The organism is Rickettsia parkeri (assembly GCF_051427245.1).
In the GTDB taxonomy this organism is placed as follows: Bacteria; Pseudomonadota; Alphaproteobacteria; order Rickettsiales; family Rickettsiaceae; genus Rickettsia; species Rickettsia rickettsii.
In genome coordinates this window covers 1,035,384-1,056,749 of record NZ_CP195774.1, presented here as the reverse complement: position 1 = coordinate 1,056,749, position 21,366 = coordinate 1,035,384, and the positions used below count along the sequence as shown (strand labels likewise).

Below are 21,366 nucleotides of genomic sequence, written 5' to 3'. Positions count from 1 at the left end.
AATTAATTAGCATAAACTGTAAGTGATGTGTAGTCAAGCCGATGTTGTTACATTGATCTTTACCCTCTTATGTCATTCCCGCGTAGGCAGGTATCCAGTCACTAAAAAGTCTAAGCACACTAGATTTTTAAATTAAAAGCTCGATTTATTTCGCTTTTTCTGGATTCCCGCCTACGCGGGAATGACATAACATATCCTTTTTTCACAGTTTGAGTTATACTGTCAAAGATAGTATATAGAGATTTTAGTAATATCAAGAAAAAACTAATATTATTGAGAAAATTTAATAGAATTTTTATATTCTTTATTGAGTGCTTTAGTTGCCCAAAGCCAGGTTAAGCAAGTAATTATAAATATAATCATTAAACAGGTGGAAATAGATTGATAACTAGCGGAAGGTAATATTATAAATACCAATGATTGTAAAAATGCACTACCAGATTTACCGAGTTTTGTACCTATCACGTCGGCAGCAGCTTTGCCTTTTATTTTTATTTCCGGATCTAAAGGAACATAGGCCATTTCTTTTGTTGAATCAAATAAGGTATATTTGCTTGATTTACTAAGCACATTTTGAATAGCACCTATTGTTATAGCAATTAAAGCAGGATCGGTTAGAATAAAATTTGCTATTATTAAGCCGGCAAATCTTTCAAAATTATTAACGGCAAAAAATAATATACCGGTAATAAAAACTATTAAAGGGGTGATAACAGCCGCCGTAAACCAGCCAAGTCTTCTAACTATATTTGAACCAAGTACGACAAATAAAATAGTCAATACTCCGGTATAGCTCAAATAACTTCCTATAAAAGCTGCATATTCGGTTGGAGTTTTATAAATTTTAGTAGCTGCTGCTTTCCAAGGACCTTCTACTAAATTAATGGCAATGCCATAGCAGATAAGCAAAGTTGCAATTAATCTAATATGTCTTGACGATAGAAGCATCTGAAAACTTTCGGCAATAGTCATAGATTTTTTCTTTGCTTTAAACCTGAGTAACGCCATATGCTCTTTGTCTAGTACTTTATGATTAAGCAACCAAAAAGTTTTAATAGCTATTATTCCTAAAATTAATACTATAGTTAGTATAATTTGTATAGAAAGTGTATGAAAAGACGATTGCAATGCAAATTTATTAGTTACGTAATCATTAATATTACTTAGATTTTCTAAAAACTGCCCTGCTAAATAAATACCTGTTTGACTAAGTAAACCGAATAACGGATAAAATCTTTTAGATTCTTCTACTGTAGTAATATTATTAACACAAACTGCCAAAAAAGTAATGCGAAAACTACGTTTGGCCATAATTCGGCTATTATATAAAATAACGAAAAACTCCATTTTGATAAAAGCCATATAAACCATTTTAAATTAGGTAAACTTGCCGTTAATTTTGAACGGTTACAGGACTGAAATGCAACATTTCATGATTTGGAAAAATAGCGTAAGCAAAAAGAGCAAAGAATGTTAAAAATATTGATATAATAAGATAAATATATTTTCTGCTTTCATCTTATTAACAAGCTTTACATATATAGCAGTCATTAAAAAAGCTGACGGCATCACTCCCCAAAACTTCAAAAACGAGATAATCTCGGCACCGATCATAGTAGTAACAATACTATCTTTTAAAGCTCTGATTAGATTTTGGATAAATAAAATACAGAACATTAATAAAGTGATGAATAAAAATTTAGAAACTTCATGGCGTTTTATAGGCCAGATATAATCGGTAAGTTTAGAAAAATAGCTATTGATTTTAGAGGAAGAATTTTCTATATTACTGGGGTTAATCGTCATTTTATTTGGTCTAACCTATCTTGCTATTGGCTAGAGTTATATATTAAAGATTGTCTAAATTTAGTCAAGTTAAAATCACATTAAAATGAGTAATTATTGGTTAAATATTTATAAACCAAGAGGTATAAGTTCTGCTCAACTTGTTAGCATAGTAAAAAAAATACTCGGTAAAACCAAGATAGGACATGCCGGTACTTTAGACGTAGAAGCGGAAGGAATATTACCGTTTGCCGTAGGTGAAGCTACAAAACTGATACATCTGCTAATTGATGCTAGAAAAACCTATATTTTTACCGTAAAATTCGGAATGCAAACCAATAGCGGCGATTGTGCCGGTAAAGTAATAGCAACGAAAGATTGTATCCCTTCTCAAGAAGAAGCTTATGCGTATGTTCTAAGTTTATCGGTAACGTAACACAAATACCGCCGGCTTTTTCAGCTCTTAAAGTTAACGGTGTAAGAGCTTATAAATTGGCTAGAGAGGGAAAAAAAGTAGAATTAAAGCCACGAAATATAACTATTTATGATCTAAAATGTTTAAATTTTGATGAGAAAAATGCTACCGCTACATACTATACGGAATGCTCAAAAGGTACTTATATAAGGACTTTAGCAGAAGATTTGGCATTGTCCTTGCAAAGTTTAGGATTTGTGATAGAATTACGCCGTACTCAGGTTGGAATATTAAAGAAGAAAATGCTATCCGAATTAAATCGCCTGACGAAATTACCAAAAATGCCCTAGAGGAAAAAAGTATAAAGATAGAAGCAATACTGGACGACATCCTGGTTCTTGATGCAACTGACAGCCAAGCACAGCAAATTAAATATGGACAGAAATGTTTATTTAATTATGAAAAAGACTTTAGACATCTTGCCAAATTTGCTTATAGAGAGGAATTTAAAGGAAACACGGAACGCAGCACCACAGCGTACACTTTAGTACGTGAGGATGCGAGTACCGGATTGACGTACAAATTACCTCTAGAAGTAGAGTTTGGCAAGATGTCTGTTGATCTTTTGTGGGTTCGCTATAAAGGCACTTTGCTTGCAATAGGTAGCTTAAACAAGAGTTGCTTTAATTCTTTACGAGTATTTAATTTAACACAAGACTTCTTTTAAAACTGGAAGTCTATATATTTAAGGAGAAATTATCGATGTCGATTACTACAGAACGTAAACAACAATTAATTAAAGAATATGCTATAACGGAAATGATACCGGTTCAAGTGCAGTGCAATGTGCTATCTTAACTGAAAGAATCAATATTTAACCGAGCATTTTAAATCTAACCATAAAGATCATACTTCAAGACGCGGATTATTAATTTTAGTTGGGCGCCGCCGCAGATTACTTAACTATATAAAAAGAATAATGTTAGCAAATATTTAGATTTAATAAGTAAGCTAGGAATTAGAAAGATTAAGTAGTTGGATAATCGTCATTGCGAGCAGCCGTAGGATGCGTGGCAATCTCGTCAAATATCCTGAGATTGCTTCGTCGAATTACTTCGTAATTTTCCTCGCAATGACGTGGTAGAATACAATAAAATATAAATTATGAAATGAGATAAATAGATGTTTAACGAAATAACTAAGAGTGTTACATGGAACGGGCAAGTTCTTGAGCTTAGTACAGGTAAAATAGCAAGGCAAGCTGACGGGGCAGTTACGGTAAAAATGGGTAATTCCGTTTTATTATGTACGGCAGTAGTAGCTAACAAAGCAAAAGAGGGCATAGGTTTTCTTTCCTTTAACAATTAATTATAGAGAAATGGCATATGCTGCCGGTAAGATACCAGGGGGATTTTTTAAACATGAGGGAAAAGCATCAGATAGAGAAGTTTTAGTATCTCGTTTAATAGATAGACCGATTAGACCATTATTTCATCCGGCTTTTGTGAATGAAACGCATGTAACTTGCAGTGTTCTTTCATATGATCCTGAAACTCCGGTAGATATACTTGCAATTATCGGTGCATCGGCTGCACTTAGCCTATCCCCTGCTCCTTATCTAGAAATAGTTGCGGCAAGTAAAGTAGGTTTAATCAATGGTGAATTTGTTTTAAATCCGACACTTGCATTATTAAAAACAAGTCAGCTTGATTTAGTAGTTGCAGGAACATCAGATTCAGTAATGATGGTTGAATCGGAAGCTCATTTACTTTCTGAAAGAACAAATGTTAGAAGCAGTAAAATTTGGATTTGAAAGCTTTCAGCCGGTAATAAAGATAATTAAAGAACTAGCAGAAGAAGCTAAAAAAACAAAACTTGAAATGCAAGCTTTATATCCTGCTTCATTAAAGAAAGAAATTGAGAAGTTATTTGTAAAAGAAATTGAACAAGCTTTTGCAATTAAATCTAAACAAGAACGTAGCACTAATTAGATTTAATATCTGAAAAAGTTCTTACACATTTTGTAAGCGACATAGAAAATAAAAAATATAGTAATTATCAAATCGAATCAGCTTTAAAAGCTATTGAATCAGATATATTACGTAACGAGATTTTAGAAAAAAATAGACGTATCGATGGAAGAAGTACCACGGATATAAGACAAATTGCTTGTGAAATAGGTTTACTACCTTCCGCACATGGTTCAGCTTTATTTACTAGAGGTGAAACGCAAAGCTTAGTTAGTACTACATTCGGTACTAGTTTAGATGAGCAGATAGTTGACAGTTTAGAGGGTGAGTATAAAGAGCGTTTTATGCTCAATTATATCTTTCCGCCCTACTCTGTAAATGAAGCAATGCCAAATGAAAGCACCTAGTCGTCGTGAAGTCGGACACGGTAAACTCGCATGGCGTGCTATTAATCCAATATTACCTAATAAAGTACAATTTCCTTATTCTATTAGAGTAGTTGCCGAAACTACGGAATCTAACGGTTCTTCTTCAATGGCAACTGTTTGCGGTAGTTCTCTTGCTTTAATGTATGCCGGCGTACCGATAAAAGCACCGGTTGCGGGTATTGCTATGGGACTTGTTAAGGAAGGTAAAAATTTTTGCCGTATTATCGGATATTCTCAGTGATGAAGATTATTTCGGTGATATGGACTTTAAGGTTGCAGGAACTAGCGAAGGGATTACTGCATTACAAATGGATATCAAAATATCCGGAGTAGATTTTAAAATAATGAAAGTAGCTTTAGAGCAAGCACGACTCGGTCGTTTGCATATACTGGAGCAAATGAATAAAGTTATCAGTAAACCAAATAACGAACTAAGTAAAAATGCTCCTTCTACTACTACTATAAAATAGATAAGGATAAAATTAGAGATATTATAGGACCGGGCGGTAAAGTAATAAAGGAAATTTGTGAAACTAGCGGTGCTAAAATAGATATAAGCGATGACGGTACGGTGTCTGTTTATGCTTCAGATAGAGATAAGCTAAAAGTTGCCTTAGATAAAATTAAAGCTATTGTCGTTGAACCTGAAATCGGTGAAATATTTAACGGTACGGTAGTGAAAGTCTTAGATTCCGGTGCTTTTATTAATTATGTAGGTAATAAAGACGGCTTTGTTCATATTAGTGAAGTATCAGGAGAAAGAAAAGAAACGGTTAGCAGTGTTTTAAAACAAGGCGATATAGTAAAAGTTAAGCTAATAGGCTTTGATAATAAAGGCAAAGCAAAATTAACTATTAAAAATGCCGATAAAGATAAATCTTCAAATAATACAAAGCCAAAAACCAATGTTTAATAATACTAAGGACAATTCAGAACCTGAGCAGCGACGTGATTCTAGTAAAAAACGAGCTTGGAATGAAGATAATAATGCTGAAACTGCTGAAGTAATTACAGAACGTAAGTATTTTAATTGATATGAAGCTTAATCGTCATTGTGAGGAAGTTACGAAGTAATTGACGAAGCAATCTCAGGAGTTTGTTATTATTTCATGAGATTGCCGTGTAGCCTACGGCTGCTCGCAATGACGGTTCGGGTATCCACAAAAATAGCTCATAATACTAATAATTTGCTGGATACCGTGGACAAGCCACGTTATGACAATGAGTAAATAAATGACCAACACAAATAATTACCGAATTATCGCAAAGAGGGTTATTTCTAGTGAAGCAAGTGCTTTAGAAAAATTATCCGAAAATATCCCTGAAGACTTTAACAGAATTATAGAATTTTTACTATCTTTCAAAGGACGGATAATCCTAACCGGCATAGGCAAAAGCGGTTATATTGCAAGAAAAATAGCTGCTAGCTTTTCTTCAACCGGTATGCCTGCTTTTTATTTACATCCGGCAGAAGCAAGTCACGGCGATTTAGGTATGGTGACGAGAAATGATCTAGTAATTATGTTATCTAATTCCGGCGAAACTAAAGAACTATTTAATATAATTGAATATTGCAAGAACTCTTCCATAAAAATTGCTGCAATGACAATGAATAAAAATTCTACTTTAGCTAAAAGAAGCGATTTTTTATTAATAGTACCTGAATACCCAGAAGCTTCTGTAATTGGAGTTCCTACTATATCATCTTTAATCATGCTATCACTTGGTGATGCTTTAATGACTGTTATACATGAAAAACGAGGCTTTACTAAAGATGATTTTAAAATTTATCATCCGGGAGGTACAATCGGCGCTAATTTAACAAAAATTAAAAACCTAATGCGTAGCGGTGATGAAATACCTTTAGTATATGAAGATACTTCCTTTGCCAAAACTATAATTATTATGAATAAAAAACGTTTAGGTTGTACGCTTGTAACAGATAAAAACCAAAATTTGGTGGGAATTATAACCGATGGGGATTTACGTCGTCATATTAACGATCAAATCCACTTAAAAACAGCATCAAGCATTATGACCAAAAACCCTATTCATATCTCATCGGAAATATTTGCAAAAGAGGCTTTAAATTTAATGAAAGCCAAGAATATCACTAATATACCGATTGTTGATGATAATATTATTATAGGCATTATTCATATTCATGATTTACTACGCATAGGGGTTAGCTAAAATCTATGCCCTCTTCTTATAAACTGCGAAAAAAAATTTGGAAATCTGTATATCTTTTAATAACAGTTGGAATTTTATATATAGGGTATATATTAATTAAAAGCGGTTATATTAATGAAAAAAACGATATTAACGTAAAAAGTTTAAAAGACAATAAAAATTTTGATTTAAAGTATAATATTATATTGAAAGATTCAATTTTTGAAGGAGTAAGTAAAAATTTAAATGCGTATAAGATTAAAACTGAACGAGCTATAAAAGAGTCGAATAACAAATATAAACTAGATATAATAAATGCTATTTATAACGTAAATCAAGACCAAACTCTTATTATCAATGCGAAAGAAGGCTTTTTAGATGAAGAATCAAGCATATTAGATTTAAAAAACGATGTAAAACTTCTTTTTGATGAGATCATATTTAACACTAATGATGCAAGGATTGATTTAGTAAATAAGAATATAACCGGTTCTTCCCCTGCTAAGTTACTTTACAAAAACTCTTCAATTACTTCGGATAGTTTTAATACAAAAGATGAAAATAATATTATAATTTTTAAAGGCAATGTCTCTACAATCATCGATTTATCGGATTAGACATCTTGCCAAACCAGCTTATAGAGAGGAATTTAAAGGAGACATAGAATGTAGCACCGCAGCGTACAAAGAAGTACTTGAGGATACGAGTACCGATTCGACGTCTAAATTACCTCTAGAAGCGAAGTTTGGAAAGATGTCTATTATTAAACTTGTTTTACTTCTTATAATTAGTACTATAATATATGCTAATGATAAAAATATTTCAAATTTACATATCACATCTGATAGTTTAATTATTGATAGAACCAAACAAAAAGCAGCATATCTTGGAAATGTTATTGTTTACTTCGATAATGCGATACTTAGAACGAAAGAATTATATATTTTTTATAAAACAATAGATGAAAAGCAAACTATTGATCATATAGTTGTCCCTACTAAATTGACTGTAGAAAGAAAAATAAATAATGAATTATTACTTGCAGATAGTGCTAAATATTTTTGCGATAATAAACAACTTATTCTACTTGGTAATGTAATATTACAGCGTGACGATAATGTTTTAAAAACTAATAAACTAATCTACTATGTAGATATTATTAAAAAATAGAGCTATTTACCGTTGGTACGTCATTGCAGCAAGCGATTGCAAGAAGTGTGACAATCCCAGAAAATAATTAAAAAAATGCTAAAGATTAATATTTTTAACTGGATTGCTTCGTCAATTACTTACGTAATTTTCTTGCAATGACGTTGAAAATTAATCCACGCAACAAAATCTTAACAAATAAAAAAGATGGACAGCTTACACGTTAAAAATATATCAAAATCCTACAAAAAAAGGAATATATTAACTGATATATCTCTGAATATAAAACAAGGAGAGATAGTTGGTTTATTCGGTCCGAATGGAGCCGGTAAAACAACTTGCTTTAACATTATTATCGGTTTAATGAAACTGGACTCAGGGCAATTACTTTTAAATGATATAAATATTACCAACTTGCCTATTTATTTACGAGCAAGGCTTGGACTCGGTTATCTTCTTCAAGAACCTTCGATATTTCGGGAATTGTCAGTTGAAGATAATATTAAGGCTGTAGTTGAGATATCTAACAATGATAAAGAAGTAATTGAACAAAAAACCCATAATTTGTTAGAGAAGTTTTCGATAGTTCATTTAAAAGATTTATCCGCTGCTAGCTTATCAGGCGGTGAAAGGCGTAGGCTTGAGATTGCACGTGCACTTGCAATAGAGCCTAAATTTATCATGCTTGATGAACCGCTTGCTGGTATTGACCCGCTTGCTATTTCCGATATTAAAAATCTAATTACTTATTTACGTGAATTTAATATAGGTATATTAATTACCGACCATAATGTACGTGATACTCTAGATATAGTCGACCGTGCTTATGTTATTTTTGAAGGTAAAGTATTATTAGAAGGAAGTGCTAAGGAAATAGCAAATAGCAAGAAAGTTAAGGAAGTGTATTTAGGTGAGAGCTTTAGTTTCTAGACTATGCAAATTCGTCATTGCGAGCGACTTGCAGGTGTTGTTGCATGGATTGTTTTATGTCATTCCCGCCTACGCGGGGATAACATCGAGTAGGTTTTCCGAGCCATGCAACAAGGCTCTTTTGTAGGAATGACATAAGAGCCATGTAATAATATTCAAAACAGTTTTCTATGCAAATTAACAAAGAAATTTTTAGGGCTTATGATATAAGAGGCAATAGCCTTAAAGATTTAACGGAAGAAGTAGCTTATAAAATCGGCTTTGGTTTTGCCGAGATGACTATAACGAAAGATAACGATAAAATCTGTGTCGGTTTAGACGGTCGGCTTAGTTCCCCTACCCTTTGTAAAGCTTTAGAACTAGGATTAACTAATGCAGGGGCTGAAATCATAAATATTGGCGTAGTTCCAACACCAGTTTTATATTTTGCCGATAAACACTTTACGCCCGCCGGTAGTATTATGGTCACGGGGTCACACAATCCTCGTGACGATAACGGCTTTAAAATACTACAAAACGGTAAACCTTTTTTCGGTGATCAGATACAGGAGTTATTGACTAAGATTTTGGATAACTACTCCAATACCACACCAGCATCCCCTTATGTCATTCCTGCGAAAGCAGGAATCCATAATATACAATCTAAATACCTAAAACGTATTTTAGATGGAATAAACATTAATCCAAAATTAAAAGTGGCTTGGGATTGCGGCAATGGAGCAACCGGCGATATTGTTGAAGAACTTAAAAAGCATCTCTCAAACAAGAATATAATCATACATAGTAAGATTGACGGGAATTTTCCAAGCCATCATCCTGATCCTACAAATCCTGCTAATTTGCAGGAGTTAATAAAAGTGGTTAAAGAACAAGATTGTGACCTTGGTATAGCTTTTGATGGTGACGGTGATAGAATCGGCATTATAAGCTCAAGCGGTAAAATATTATTAGGTGATCAAATTTTATGCATTTTTGCTGAGGATATTTTAAAGGAAAATCCAAACGCAACTATAATAGTTGATGTAAAAGTCAGCCAATTTATAGTCGCTAAAATAAAATCATATGGAGGACATCCTATAATATGGCGAACAGGTCATCCTTTTATTAAAAGCAAAATGCTTGAGACAAAGGCTTTACTCGCTGGCGAAATGAGCGGGCATATATTCTTTGCCGATAAATATTTTGGTTTTGACGATGCAATTTATGCAGCTCTTAGATTTTTAGATTTACTTAGTAGATCAAGTAAAACTCTAGATGAGATAATAGAGGATGTACCGAAAAGCTATAGTACACCGGAAATTAAAATTTTTGTTCCTTCAGAGTTAAAATTACAAATTATTAAAGAGATTAAAGAAAAATCATTAGAAGAGAAAATAGAGTTTAATGATATAGACGGTGTACGAGTAAATACTGCACATGGTTGGTGGCTCTTGCGTAGCTCTAATACCGAATCTATTATAGTTGCAAGGGCTGAATCAGATAGTAAGAATGGTTTAGAGGAAATAATCACTATAATTAATAAATATCTTGAAAAATACGGGTTATTAATTAATTATTAAAACATTATTGCTTTCTAAAATATTATTTTATATATTTTTCTTACATTAAATTAATATAAAGAAAAATAATATGTTAAAAATCTCAAATATCAATCACTCATTTGTTGATACTAAATTAGTTACAATAACGCCAATAGGTGTAAATACATTAAATATTAACATTGAGGCACCATTAGTAATAAAAAATAAAGACCTTGAGCCTACTGATAATCCTCTTAACAGTGACGTAGCCGCATCTAACGGTTTAAATAGTCTGACCATTGACTACAGTGATGCGGGCTTATTTAGTGGTCCAACTATTAGTTATGACAACAAACTTGGTACAATAACATTTAGTGGACCAGCAGATAGTAATGCTAATACTGACACTTTAGGAAATACTAATGAAACCGTTTAAGGGTATGAGGTCATTCCTGCTAGGCGTTGTTACATGGATAGGTTTTTCCGTCATTGCAAGGAGTTGCGTTAGCAACGACGCGGCAATCTCATAAGATAATATAAAAAAACTCCTGAGCTTGCCACGCCAGCATAAATGCTGGCTTGCAATGACGATACAAGTTTGTATTTATTAGTTAAACAAGTGACAAAGAAAGAAATATACTCAAATGATTTGGAGAATGGAAATGTAAAACGAGGAGCGAGTACGCACAGCCTATGTTTAATAGGTGATCCGAAGTGTTGCAGAAACAATTCTTCAAAGCAGAAGAGTATAATTATATTATGCGGCCGACTGCTAGCGGGAAGTCTTATTTAGGTCATGAACTGGCTAAAGCTTATAACGGCGAAATCATTAATATCGACTCAATGCAGGTTATAAGGAAATTCCTATTATTACCGCCTCCCTCCGAAAAGCTACAAAACTGAAATCTTGTATCACTTATATAACTTCTTATCAATGACAGAAGATTTCTCGGTAATAAAATATCTAAAACTTGCGACAGAAAAAATAAAAGAAATAACCGACAGGGTAAGCTACCTATATTAATAGGTGGAACGGGTTTATATATTAATTCTTTAGTTTTTGGCTATAATAATATTCCTGATATATCAGAAGATTTACAAGAACAGGTAAGAAATTTACATGTTAAAATAGGCAATATAGAATTATGGAGTAAATTAGAGAAGTTTGACCCGCTTGCTGCTTCTAAAATAAACCAAAATGATACTCAGCGTTTAATTAGAGCTTATGAAGTATTCATGCAAACCGGTAAATCTATTTTTTCTTTTCAAACTTTGCCAAAAGAACAAATCTTATCTGATTTTAATTTCAAAATTATTTTCTTAAATCCTGAGCGAAAGTTTTTATATAAAACATGTGATGAGCGTTTAGATAAGATATTTAAAGAAGGGGCAATTGACGAAATAGTTTTAATAAAAAAGCAATTTGCTCCTAAAGATTATACGAATTTGAAAGCTGTAGGGATAAAAGAAATTTTAGCTTATTTAAACGGCAATCTCACTTTAGATGAGGCTTTAAATGCAGCTCAAATACGAACCCGTCAGTATGCTAAAAGACAAGTTACTTGGTTTAAAAATCAGATACAAGATAAAATCACATTGGAATATGCTAACCAAGAAGAATTTACTCAAACTTTAAAAAACCCTTTTAAAATTATATAGCTTATCTCTACGTATTGCTTCTTTCTTTTTATTATTGGAAATAGGAGTAATGGAAAGTGTATTTGTCTTAGGTCCTACAATATTAACCTTACTATTTAAATTTGAGACGATACTTTGTGCTTCTTTTAATACATCAGCCGGAACTTTATTTTCTAATTCTGGTTTCTTATCAGATTTTTGATTAAAATAACCAACTCCCGCTTTAACAACATTTAGTATTTGTTTAATAATATTCAGTGCTTGTCCTTCTTTCCAAACTAAACTACCTATACTAGTAGCAACATTAATATATTTTTTATTTTCAATATTTTCTAAGATTGGAATCAGCTTATCCGGTTGATTGAGCATAGGTGTTAGTATACTATATAATTCTTTCTTATCGAGCTTATTTATACCGGTACATCTTTTAAAGTTTTATCTAAAATACCTGTAAATATTTCCTTATTATCGTTTAAATATTTTTTGATCTCGGGATTATCTTTAGTTAACATTACCAATTCTTTAGCTATTCCCGTATAATCACCTTTAACAAATCCATCAAAAACCTTTTTTAATTATTCAGGATTATCAAGTAATATAGGCATTACATTCGTAAGTTTTGTAGTACCTTTTGTTTCTAGTCCATAATTTTCAAGCTGCTGTTTATAGTGTGGCTATTTTTTTCATTTTGCTCTAAAATGCCTTTAATTAAATTATCGAATAAACCCTCTTTACTTTGCTCTACTAATATATTTTAACTTAATGAAGGTTCGTTAAAAGCAGTAATTACACGGCTTGTTACGGTCATATCATCGCCTTTATTTATATCTGTAATAATAGCATGTGCAATTTCCGGTTTTGACATAACTTCACCTACTATACTAAGCATTTGTTTATCGAAATTATATTCTTGCGTTATGCTTTGTATATTCGGAGTATTTTCAATAATAGCTGCGGCAATATCTGGTAAGACTGTTTTATTATCAGCAAAAAACTTTTTAATTTATCGTCACCCGCTACCATTTCTAAAGATTTCTCGCGAGCCACCATTACTCTTGATTTGCATTCAGAGTATCAAAAATCTCTGTTGTTTCAGGCATTTTATTTAATAAAGTAGGAATAGTATCTACATCAACTTTATAGCTTTCAAAATATTCTTTTTTAAGAAAGGTTTAGCTTGTTCTTTAGTTTCTATTAAGAAACCTTCTATAATTATTTATTTTTCAGGAGATAATTTATTAAACTTTTTAGAGCATTAGGATTGTTTATATTTTCAGCCAGCTCTTGTTTAAACTCAGGATGTTCATTAAATATTTTTATAACTTTTGCATATGTGTCATTTACTTTGAGGTTTTTGTAATATCAAAAGCTTTGATATAGTCGCTTGGAAGTATTGCAGTTATGTAATTCGCAATATCGTTACCTTTTTCATTAAAAAATTTTCATCAGCAATTTTTATCCGTGGATAACATTCCTAATGTTTTAGAAGTTACTTTATTATAGTCCGGTACTTCTTGCTTTATCTCAAGTGCAATTTCTTGAAGGCTTTAAGTAAAGCATAATTTTTAAAACATTCTTTTAGTATTTCGAGTCCCTTTTCATCTAAAGCACTCTTATCTTGAAATTCTCTAAAACCTGCTTTTGCTAAGATTTGTCCTATTTTTGGTAAATCATCGGCATGCTTTTTTAGAAAATCCTATATTTCGGATTTTTCAAGAACAGATTTTTGAAACTTTGAATCTATCAGAGGAACTTGCAAGTTTAACAAGATTATAACTATTTACGGGATTAGTGAAGGCAAACTTCGCACCTTTTAATAATGCTCCTATACTAACTGGTAATATTTTTTCTTTGGAGATGCAAGGTCATAAATAAAGCTTGTCAATGCCTTTCTGCATCAGTAGAAGATAATGTCCTTTTAACAGTTTTATTAAAATTCTTTAATTTAATATCTTTAATGGAATTTGTAACTGCCGTAAAAATAATGAAATATACTTAATTACATAAACATTAAATTATCTTAAAATTGATTCAAAGAAATAAATTAAGCACTACTTAAATATTTTAATTTATATTACATAATATGGTAATTAAATCAATTTGATCTAAGATTTAAGATTCATGGAGTTATCTGTGTATTTGTTTACTTTTTGTAGGTAATGATGCGTAAGTATGTGATTTATCGTGATTATCTACTACATGCACTTTACTATCTAAATTTGAAACTATATTTGTTGCTTCTTTTAAAACATTTAATTTATTAATATTTTCGAACTCATTTTTAAAGTTATCTTTTAACTGTTCATTGAAGATTTCTTTTGGTAAATAAATTCCACCGTAATAGTGCCTACCCCAGTATATTTAGATTTAGAATATAAAGTAGAGGCAATATTACTTGCTAACTTTTCTAGATTTTTTGGCTCTAAAAAATTATTTATATTATCAGGATTTTCTTTAGAATATTCAGAAACGATAGGTTTTAGCACCTGATTTATCATGTAAAAATCTTCACCTCTATTATCACCTTTATCAAAAAGTTTTTGTGATATTTTCTCGCTTAAAATATTTGCCAATAAATTACTCTTAATATTTTGTTTATTTGCAATATTTTCATATAAAGGGTTCAATATTTGTAATGGAGAATTTACATGATTTGTAATATGTTTATATTGATTTGTTCTAGGAGTAGCTAGGTTAGTAACCATATTCATAGGTAGTGAATTTAGTTTTTCTATAATATAGTCTTTAATCGTTTGATTTTCTTCATATAATCTTTTTACTTGTTGAGCAAAATTTTTTTTACTAAGTACATTTCTTTTTCCTTCAGCTTGTATTTGTAAAAATAATTTATCAATTGCCTTATCAATTAATTTTGCTTGTTGTTCTTTAATTAGTTTAGGTACTAAAGGAGGGATAGCCTTATCAAGATTGTAAGTATCAGTAAGTAGCATTAAATTATCAGGTAATTTAGCCTCTGCTAAATTAATATTTTTAAAATTACAATCTTTTAAAGAAGTGACTTTAGTTAAATCTGCATTTTTTAATGATACGCCTGAGAAGTCGATATTAGATAAATCACCTACTAATATAGCTCCCTCTAAGCTGAATTTTCCATTTTGTATTTTATGTAAATTATTTCTAAGAGTAATTGCATCTATAGTTTTACCTTTAAAATCTTGTGATGGACTAAATACGTCTTTTAGTTTTTCAGTAGCATAGCTAAAACCTGCTTTTATAATATTCGGCAATTGCCCTTCCAAATAATTTGTTTTTTGAGCTAGAGTATATATAGCACTAGCAGCCTCACGATAATTACTTTTTTCAACCTCTTCTATAACTTTAACTAATTCATTAGGATGGTTTAACATTGATGGAAGTACATTATATAATTCTTTCTTATCAAGGTTATTTATACCTGGTATTTCTACTAAAGTTTTATCTAAAATACTTGCAAATATTTCTCTATTATTGTTTAAATATTTTTTAATTTCAGGATTGTCTTTAGTTAAAGCTATTAACTCTTTTGCCATTCCCGTATAATCACCTCTTGAATAAATTCTCGAAAGAACCGTTTTAATGATTCCAGGATTGCAAGTAATATAGGCATTATGCTCGTTAGCTTTGTAACATCATTCGCTTCCAGACCATAATTTATAAGTTGTTGTTTTATAGTTTGGCTATTTTTTGCATCTTGTTCTAAAACTCCTGTAATTAAATTATCAAATAGACCTCCTTTACTTTGCTCTACTAATATATCTTTTAATTTAAATGAAGGATCATTAAGGGCGGAGATTATATTACCGGTTAAACTCATATAATCGCCTTTATTTAAGTCTGCAATAATCTCATGAGCAACTTCCGGTTTTGACATAACTTCGCCTACAATACTAAGCATTTGTTTATCAAAATTATATTCTTTTGTTACGCTTTGTACACTATGAGTATTTTCAATAATACCTAAAACAATATTTGGTAAGATTGTTTTATTATTAGCAAAAAAACTTTTTAATTTATCATCACCAGCTACCATTTCTAAGGATTTCTCAAGAGATATCATTACACCTTGATTTGGAGCATTAAGAGTATCAAAAATCTCTTTTGTCTCAGGCATTTTATTTAATAAAGTAGGAATAATATCTAAAATTTTAAGATCAATTTTGTAGGTTTCAAAATGTTCTTTTAAGAAAGGTTTTGTTCTTTTGCGTCATCTAAGAAATCAATAATTATTTGTTTTTCAGGAGATAACTTATTAAATCTTTTTAGAATATTAGGATTGTTTATATTTTAGCCTCAGTTTCTTGCTAAAATAGGTTGGTTCATTAAATATTTTTAATAAATTTTTCTTTTCGGGTTTTTGTAATATATCATCAAAAGTTTTTATATAATCGCTTGGAAGTATTTCAGTTGCTCCTGTACGTATGTATTTCGTAATATCTTCACTCTTTTCGTTAAAGAATTTTTGGAAGTTTTTATCGGTAACCAGCATATCTAAAGTCCTAGAAGTCACTTTATTCCAGTCCGGTAGCTCTTGCTTTACTTCAACTGCAATTTCTTGAAGTTTTTTAAGTACTTGTTCATTTTTAAAACATTCTTTTTTAAGTATTTCGAGTCCCTTTGCATCTAAAGCACTCTTATCTTGAAATTCTCTAAAGCCCGCATTTGCTAAGATTTGACCTATTTTAGGCAAATCATCCGAATTTTTTTTTAAAAATTCCCATATTGGAGATTTTTTAAGAAGTGATTTTTGAAATTCCGGATCAAGATATATCTTAGAAGAGTTAGCAAGCTTAACAAGATTATAACTATTTACAGGATTAGTTAAAATAAATCTTGCTCCGAGTAATATCGTTCTTAAGCTTATACTCTTTGAAGATGATAAGTCCTGAATTGCACTCTTTAGTACTTTATTAGCTTTAGAAGAAGATAAAACTTTTTCTACAACTTTTTGATAGTTTTTATTATTTATAACAGCCATAAAATCACTCGCTAATGTTAAAATATTCTAAATCTATTTTAAAAAATTTTTAAATAAAGAACAGTGTATTTTTAATTTTTTGTTATTGTTGTAATATGTATACTTCGACACAACATGTTCAGCATAAGTGCTATCTGAGTATATTATTTAGCCTCCGCTGTGGCGTCCATCTCAGTGAATACTTCTTCCCATGAACCGGTAGTCGCTGCTTTTGAATATTCAGTTGTTCTATTTTCAAAAAAGTTCGTATGTTCGACTCCGTTTAGCATTTCATCAAGCCAAGGAAGGGGGTTATGATTTACCAAATATACATCTTTGAGTCCTAGCTGCATTAAACGACGGTCGGCAATATAACGAATATATTGTCTTACTTCATATGCCGTTAATCCCTCAATACCGCCAACTTCAAAAGCAAGTTCAATAAAGGCATCTTCAAAATGCACAATAGTCGTACAAGCTTCATAAATACGTTTACGTACAGTTTCTGTCCAAACTTCAGGGTTTTCTCTTACAAAAGTCTTAAACAGAGTAATAATTGAGTTAGTATGAAGTGTTTCATCACGCACTGACCAAGCAATAATCTGTCCCATACCTTTCATTTTATTAAAACGAGGGAAATTAAGCATGATCGCAAAAGAAGCAAATAGCTGTAATCCTTCAGTAAAAGCTCCAAATACTGCGAGTGTAGTTGCTATATCTTCTTTGGCATCCACTCCGAATTGCTGCATATAATCATACTTGTCTTTCATTTCCTTATATTTAAGAAATGCTGAATATTCTACTTCCGGCATACCTACCGTATCAAGTAAATGTGAATATGCCGCGATATGTACCGTTTCCATATTAGAAAATGCTGATAACATCATTAATATTTCAGTCGGTTTAAATACTCGTGAATAATGCTTCATATAGCAATTATTCACTTCAATATCTGCCTGTGTAAAAAAACGAAATATTTGCGTTAATAGATGTTTTTCCCCTGGAGTTAAGTTATATTTCCAATCTTTAACATCGTCGGCAAGCGGTACTTCTTCCGGTAGCCAATGAATTTTTTGTTGAGTGTGCCAAGCTTCATATGCCCATGGATATGAAAACGGTTTATAAATTGGACTTGCATCAAGTAGTGACATAATTTTTCTTCTTTTAATTTTTCTATTCTTCTTGGAAAAGCTTAGTATATTCGAGGAAATCATTAACCGCTAGCATTTCTTTTGCTATTTCTGTATTTCTTCTAGTTTCTCCAATTTCAATACCCTCAGCTTTCCCCTCATTATATTTACTTTTTTGATTTAACTCTTCCGTTTGAGTAGCAAGCATCACTTTAATATAATTATCATATTCTGCTTCGCTCCAGTTAAATTATTCAATAGTTTTATAAACTGATAATGCTATTTTCATCTTTTGTATGTTGCGGGGGTTCTTTTGCTCTATCGAATTTAGCCATCATATATAACCAATCATCTTCTAAGCTTTCTAACTCATCTGCTTCTTTGGTAAATTTGTCTAATTCAACAAATACGCAAGCATTTAAGTTGATGCTTACCGTTGCCGACATTAATAGTTTGATGATAGCTAATACATTCTTTTTCCTCGGGCAATGCCTGAAATCCAGAAATAATTACTACCATTACTACAGGAGCTAGATCAACATATTCTTTTCCTCTTTTTAATTGCGAAGAAAATGCTATACAACTGTAAAATGGTACTCTTGCTAAAGAAGCATCGGCATAGCCGTCTTGCATCTCAACAATATAAATATTGCCGGAGTTATCTCGAACTTTTACGTCTACTATACTCCTTTTATTCTGCCCTAAATCCGGCGCTTGTTCGTTTGAAATATATTCAAGGTTGATAATCCTTAACTCTTCAAGTAACCTCATAATATATTGAGAAAGCCTAGTCACCTTGTTTTATCCGTAAACAATTTTTTAAATGTTACATCATTTGTTGGGTCTAAATATCTTTGCATAGTTATACTTACTGACAAGCTAAGCATTCTTCGTAGTTACCGGCTTCTGCTAACTTATCGTTTTGTTCCTCTAAATCTTTAAAATCGGCCTTTAATACGTCATGCGAGACCTTATCGGCTCGCTGTATTGATGTCGATCTACAGTAATATAAACTTTTTACCCCTTTTGTCCAGGCTTTAAAATGAATATTATTTAAATATTTCTTACTAACATTCCCCGGTAAAAAGATGTTTAAAGATTGTGCTTGCGTAATGTAAGGAGTACGATCGCTTGCCAGTTCAATTAGCCAATTCTGATCAATTTCGTAAGCGGTTTTGAAAACCTGTTTTTCTTCTTCGGATAAAAATGTTAAATGTTGTACTGATCCTTCATGTGTTGCAATCGAAGACCAAACTTGATCATTATTAAATCCTTTCTCCTCTAATAACTTTTCTAAATGTTTGTTACGCACGTTAAAAGAACCGGTTAAAGTCTTTTGTACAAAGCTATTAGCGGCAAACGGCTCTATTCCGGGTGAGGCATTACCTGCTATTACCGAAATTGAGGCGGTAGGTGCTATTGCGGTTTTATTGCTAAATCGTTCATTACTTCCTGCATCTAGAGCATCAGGACATGCTCCTTTTTCTTTACCGATTTCTATTGAGGCTTTATCAGTTTCAGCAGATATATATTCAAATATTTTTTTATTCCAAACTTTTGCCATAACCGATTCTATCGGTACTTTTTTCATTTGCAAAAATGAGTGGAAGCCCATTACGCCAAGTCCAACGCTGCGCTCACGTAAAGCCGAATATTTAGCTCTTGCCATAGTATCCGGTGCTTTATTAATAAAGTCTTCTAAAACCTTATCAAGGAACAACATAATAGAGTGGATAAATTCTTTATCGTCTTTCCACTCTTCGTAATACTCTAAATTTAAAGAGGAAAGGCAGCAAACAGCAGTTCTTGACTTGCCTAGATGGTCAATTCCCGTCGGCAATGTAATTTCGCTACAAAGATTAGACATTTTAACTTGAAGCCCTAATTTTTTATGATAACTTTATTTACGACTTTTTTGGTAGCAGGACTAACAAGGTCAAAATCCGTATTGTTTTCAACTGCTTTCATAAATTCATCGGTTATAGCTATACCGTGATGAATATTAAGAGCTTTACGGTTAACATCCCCACCTGTAGACGTCCTTATATCGATAAATTCTTCAATTTCAGGTGATTAATAGCAAATATACACCGATGAACCTCGTCTAATAGAACCTTGCGAAATAGCAAGAGTCATAGAATCCATTACTTTAATAAACGGTATAATACCAATGAATGACCTTTATCACGAATCCCTTCATTAATAGCACGAACATTACCCCAATAACTGCCAATCCCGCCACCACGTGCAGCAAGCCAAACATTTTCTGTCCATAAATTTACTATATCGTCTAAGCTATCATCGTCTCATTCAAGAAGCATGAAATAGGAAGTCCCCTATCCGTCCCGCCGTTACTTAAGATTGGTGTTGCTGCATAAACCACATTTTACTCATATATTCATAAACTTCTGAGCATCTGTTTATTTTCGCATAATAACTAGAAACTCTTGCAAATAAATCTTGAAAATCCTCACCTTTCATAAGATACCGATCTCGCAAATAGCTTTACCGAAAGGAGTAAGTAAATTGTTATGGTTGTTGGTTATAGTGATTTGAAATTTATTTTTTTTAAACGTGTTCATTATAGGTACTAATTGGTTGTAGATTTATAATGCTTATGAAAAAATGACACCATATTCATGTATAGAATCTTCACTTCAAGTAGACACGAAAATAATAATTTATTCAATATAAATATTTATTTTTTTATTTTTAGATTTTTGACTTGACACAAATCACTCTTGATTACTATATAAAATAGTTGTACAAATATTATACTTTCTTAAGGCACAAACAGTCCTTATCCTGCGAAGTAAGGCAACGTGGCGTGTTCCCGTTGCATTGTCGCGTAGACATAATTTAAGGATCGATTCCATCTCTGTCATCTCACGATCAAGTCACAGCGTAACAGAAAGAAAACCGATCCATGCAACAAGACCTTATCTATACGGAATAACGTTAAATACATTCTCCATCATTCGTATTAAGAGACCTATCGTGTAACCTCATCCTTATTTCAACAATAAACGATGCAACAAACGTGTGTGTCGGCTACTATCCAATCAACTTCTACAACATAATATCCTGGCTCTCTATCTGGAAAAGTTACTTCAATCATTTTAGAAGGAACTAATGTAGATCCCAGTAAGACATTGATCAGAAAGTTCAGTATAAATTTCGTCTAAATCATCGTGTTTCAGTCTATTTTCAAAGGTAAACTCTGCTTTTGTCATTTGCACTATATAACCGCAAGTGTTATGTGATACAGTATAATC

10 protein-coding genes and 8 pseudogenes are annotated in these 21,366 nt (G+C 31.9%); 10 read left to right on the top strand and 8 right to left on the bottom strand.

Annotated elements, in window-relative coordinates; genetic code table 11:
* Positions 1 to 270: 270 nt before the first annotated feature.
* Positions 271 to 1,806, bottom strand: a pseudogene (gene tlc4, locus ACSFFC_RS06010) (NTP/NDP exchange transporter Tlc4).
* 85 nt (positions 1,807 to 1,891) lie between these two features.
* On the opposite strand from tlc4, the pseudogene truB reads away from it, so the two are divergent.
* The 10 genes and pseudogenes from truB to miaA all read left to right on the top strand — a co-directional run bounded on the left by truB (position 1,892) and on the right by miaA (position 12,028).
* Positions 1,892 to 2,927 (top strand): annotated as a pseudogene (truB, locus tag ACSFFC_RS06005) (tRNA pseudouridine(55) synthase TruB).
* A gap of 35 nt (positions 2,928 to 2,962) precedes the next feature.
* Positions 2,963 to 3,235 (top strand): annotated as a pseudogene (rpsO, locus tag ACSFFC_RS06000) (30S ribosomal protein S15).
* 147 nt (positions 3,236 to 3,382) lie between these two features.
* Positions 3,383 to 5,632: pseudogene (pnp, locus tag ACSFFC_RS05995) on the top strand (polyribonucleotide nucleotidyltransferase).
* Between the two features lie 199 nt (positions 5,633 to 5,831).
* Positions 5,832 to 6,791: a KpsF/GutQ family sugar-phosphate isomerase gene (locus ACSFFC_RS05990; RefSeq protein ID WP_004995680.1), complete on the top strand. Its 960-nt coding sequence runs from the start codon at positions 5,832 to 5,834 to the stop codon at positions 6,789 to 6,791.
* A gap of 5 nt (positions 6,792 to 6,796) precedes the next feature.
* A complete protein-coding gene (gene lptC, locus ACSFFC_RS05985; protein ID WP_014410722.1) occupies positions 6,797 to 7,387 on the top strand; it encodes an LPS export ABC transporter periplasmic protein LptC in 591 nt (196 codons plus the stop codon).
* Positions 7,388 to 7,523: 136 nt separating this feature from the next.
* Positions 7,524 to 7,940 (top strand): LptA/OstA family protein, encoded by a 417-nt coding sequence (locus ACSFFC_RS05980; RefSeq protein ID WP_410003122.1) that lies wholly within the window; start codon positions 7,524 to 7,526, stop codon positions 7,938 to 7,940.
* A gap of 186 nt (positions 7,941 to 8,126) precedes the next feature.
* On the top strand, positions 8,127 to 8,849 hold the full coding sequence (lptB, locus tag ACSFFC_RS05975) for an LPS export ABC transporter ATP-binding protein (protein ID WP_004995684.1): 723 nt from the start codon (positions 8,127 to 8,129) through the stop codon (positions 8,847 to 8,849).
* A gap of 170 nt (positions 8,850 to 9,019) precedes the next feature.
* Positions 9,020 to 10,408: a phosphomannomutase/phosphoglucomutase gene (locus tag ACSFFC_RS05970; RefSeq protein WP_014410721.1), complete on the top strand. Its 1,389-nt coding sequence runs from the start codon at positions 9,020 to 9,022 to the stop codon at positions 10,406 to 10,408.
* A gap of 70 nt (positions 10,409 to 10,478) precedes the next feature.
* On the top strand, positions 10,479 to 10,805 hold the full coding sequence (locus ACSFFC_RS05965) for a hypothetical protein (protein ID WP_499217204.1): 327 nt from the start codon (positions 10,479 to 10,481) through the stop codon (positions 10,803 to 10,805).
* A 135-nt stretch (positions 10,806 to 10,940) separates the two neighbouring features.
* Positions 10,941 to 12,028 (top strand): annotated as a pseudogene (miaA, locus tag ACSFFC_RS05960) (tRNA (adenosine(37)-N6)-dimethylallyltransferase MiaA).
* 174 nt (positions 12,029 to 12,202) lie between these two features.
* Here the strand turns inward: miaA and ACSFFC_RS05955 are convergent.
* The 7 genes and pseudogenes from ACSFFC_RS05955 to ACSFFC_RS05925 form a co-directional block, all read right to left on the bottom strand.
* Positions 12,203 to 13,966: pseudogene (locus ACSFFC_RS05955) on the bottom strand (pentapeptide repeat-containing protein); the annotation flags it as partial.
* Positions 13,967 to 14,134: 168 nt separating this feature from the next.
* A pseudogene (locus ACSFFC_RS05950) lies at positions 14,135 to 16,982 on the bottom strand (pentapeptide repeat-containing protein).
* A 143-nt stretch (positions 16,983 to 17,125) separates the two neighbouring features.
* Positions 17,126 to 18,112 (bottom strand): ribonucleotide-diphosphate reductase subunit beta, encoded by a 987-nt coding sequence (locus ACSFFC_RS05945; protein WP_014410717.1) that lies wholly within the window; start codon positions 18,110 to 18,112, stop codon positions 17,126 to 17,128.
* Positions 18,113 to 18,134: 22 nt separating this feature from the next.
* Positions 18,135 to 18,299, bottom strand: coding sequence for a hypothetical protein (locus tag ACSFFC_RS05940; RefSeq protein ID WP_499217203.1), 165 nt, complete (start codon positions 18,297 to 18,299; stop codon positions 18,135 to 18,137).
* A gap of 55 nt (positions 18,300 to 18,354) precedes the next feature.
* Positions 18,355 to 18,537 (bottom strand): hypothetical protein, encoded by a 183-nt coding sequence (locus ACSFFC_RS05935; protein WP_010977276.1) that lies wholly within the window; start codon positions 18,535 to 18,537, stop codon positions 18,355 to 18,357.
* Positions 18,491 to 18,886 carry a PD-(D/E)XK nuclease family transposase gene (locus ACSFFC_RS05930; protein WP_196792916.1) on the bottom strand — a complete coding sequence of 132 codons (396 nt, stop codon included), beginning with the start codon at positions 18,884 to 18,886 and terminating at the stop codon, positions 18,491 to 18,493. The genes ACSFFC_RS05935 and ACSFFC_RS05930 overlap by 47 nt, the downstream gene beginning before the upstream one ends.
* Positions 18,887 to 18,959: 73 nt before the next feature.
* Positions 18,960 to 20,673: pseudogene (locus tag ACSFFC_RS05925) on the bottom strand (ribonucleoside-diphosphate reductase subunit alpha).
* Between the last annotated feature and the right edge of the window lie 693 nt (positions 20,674 to 21,366).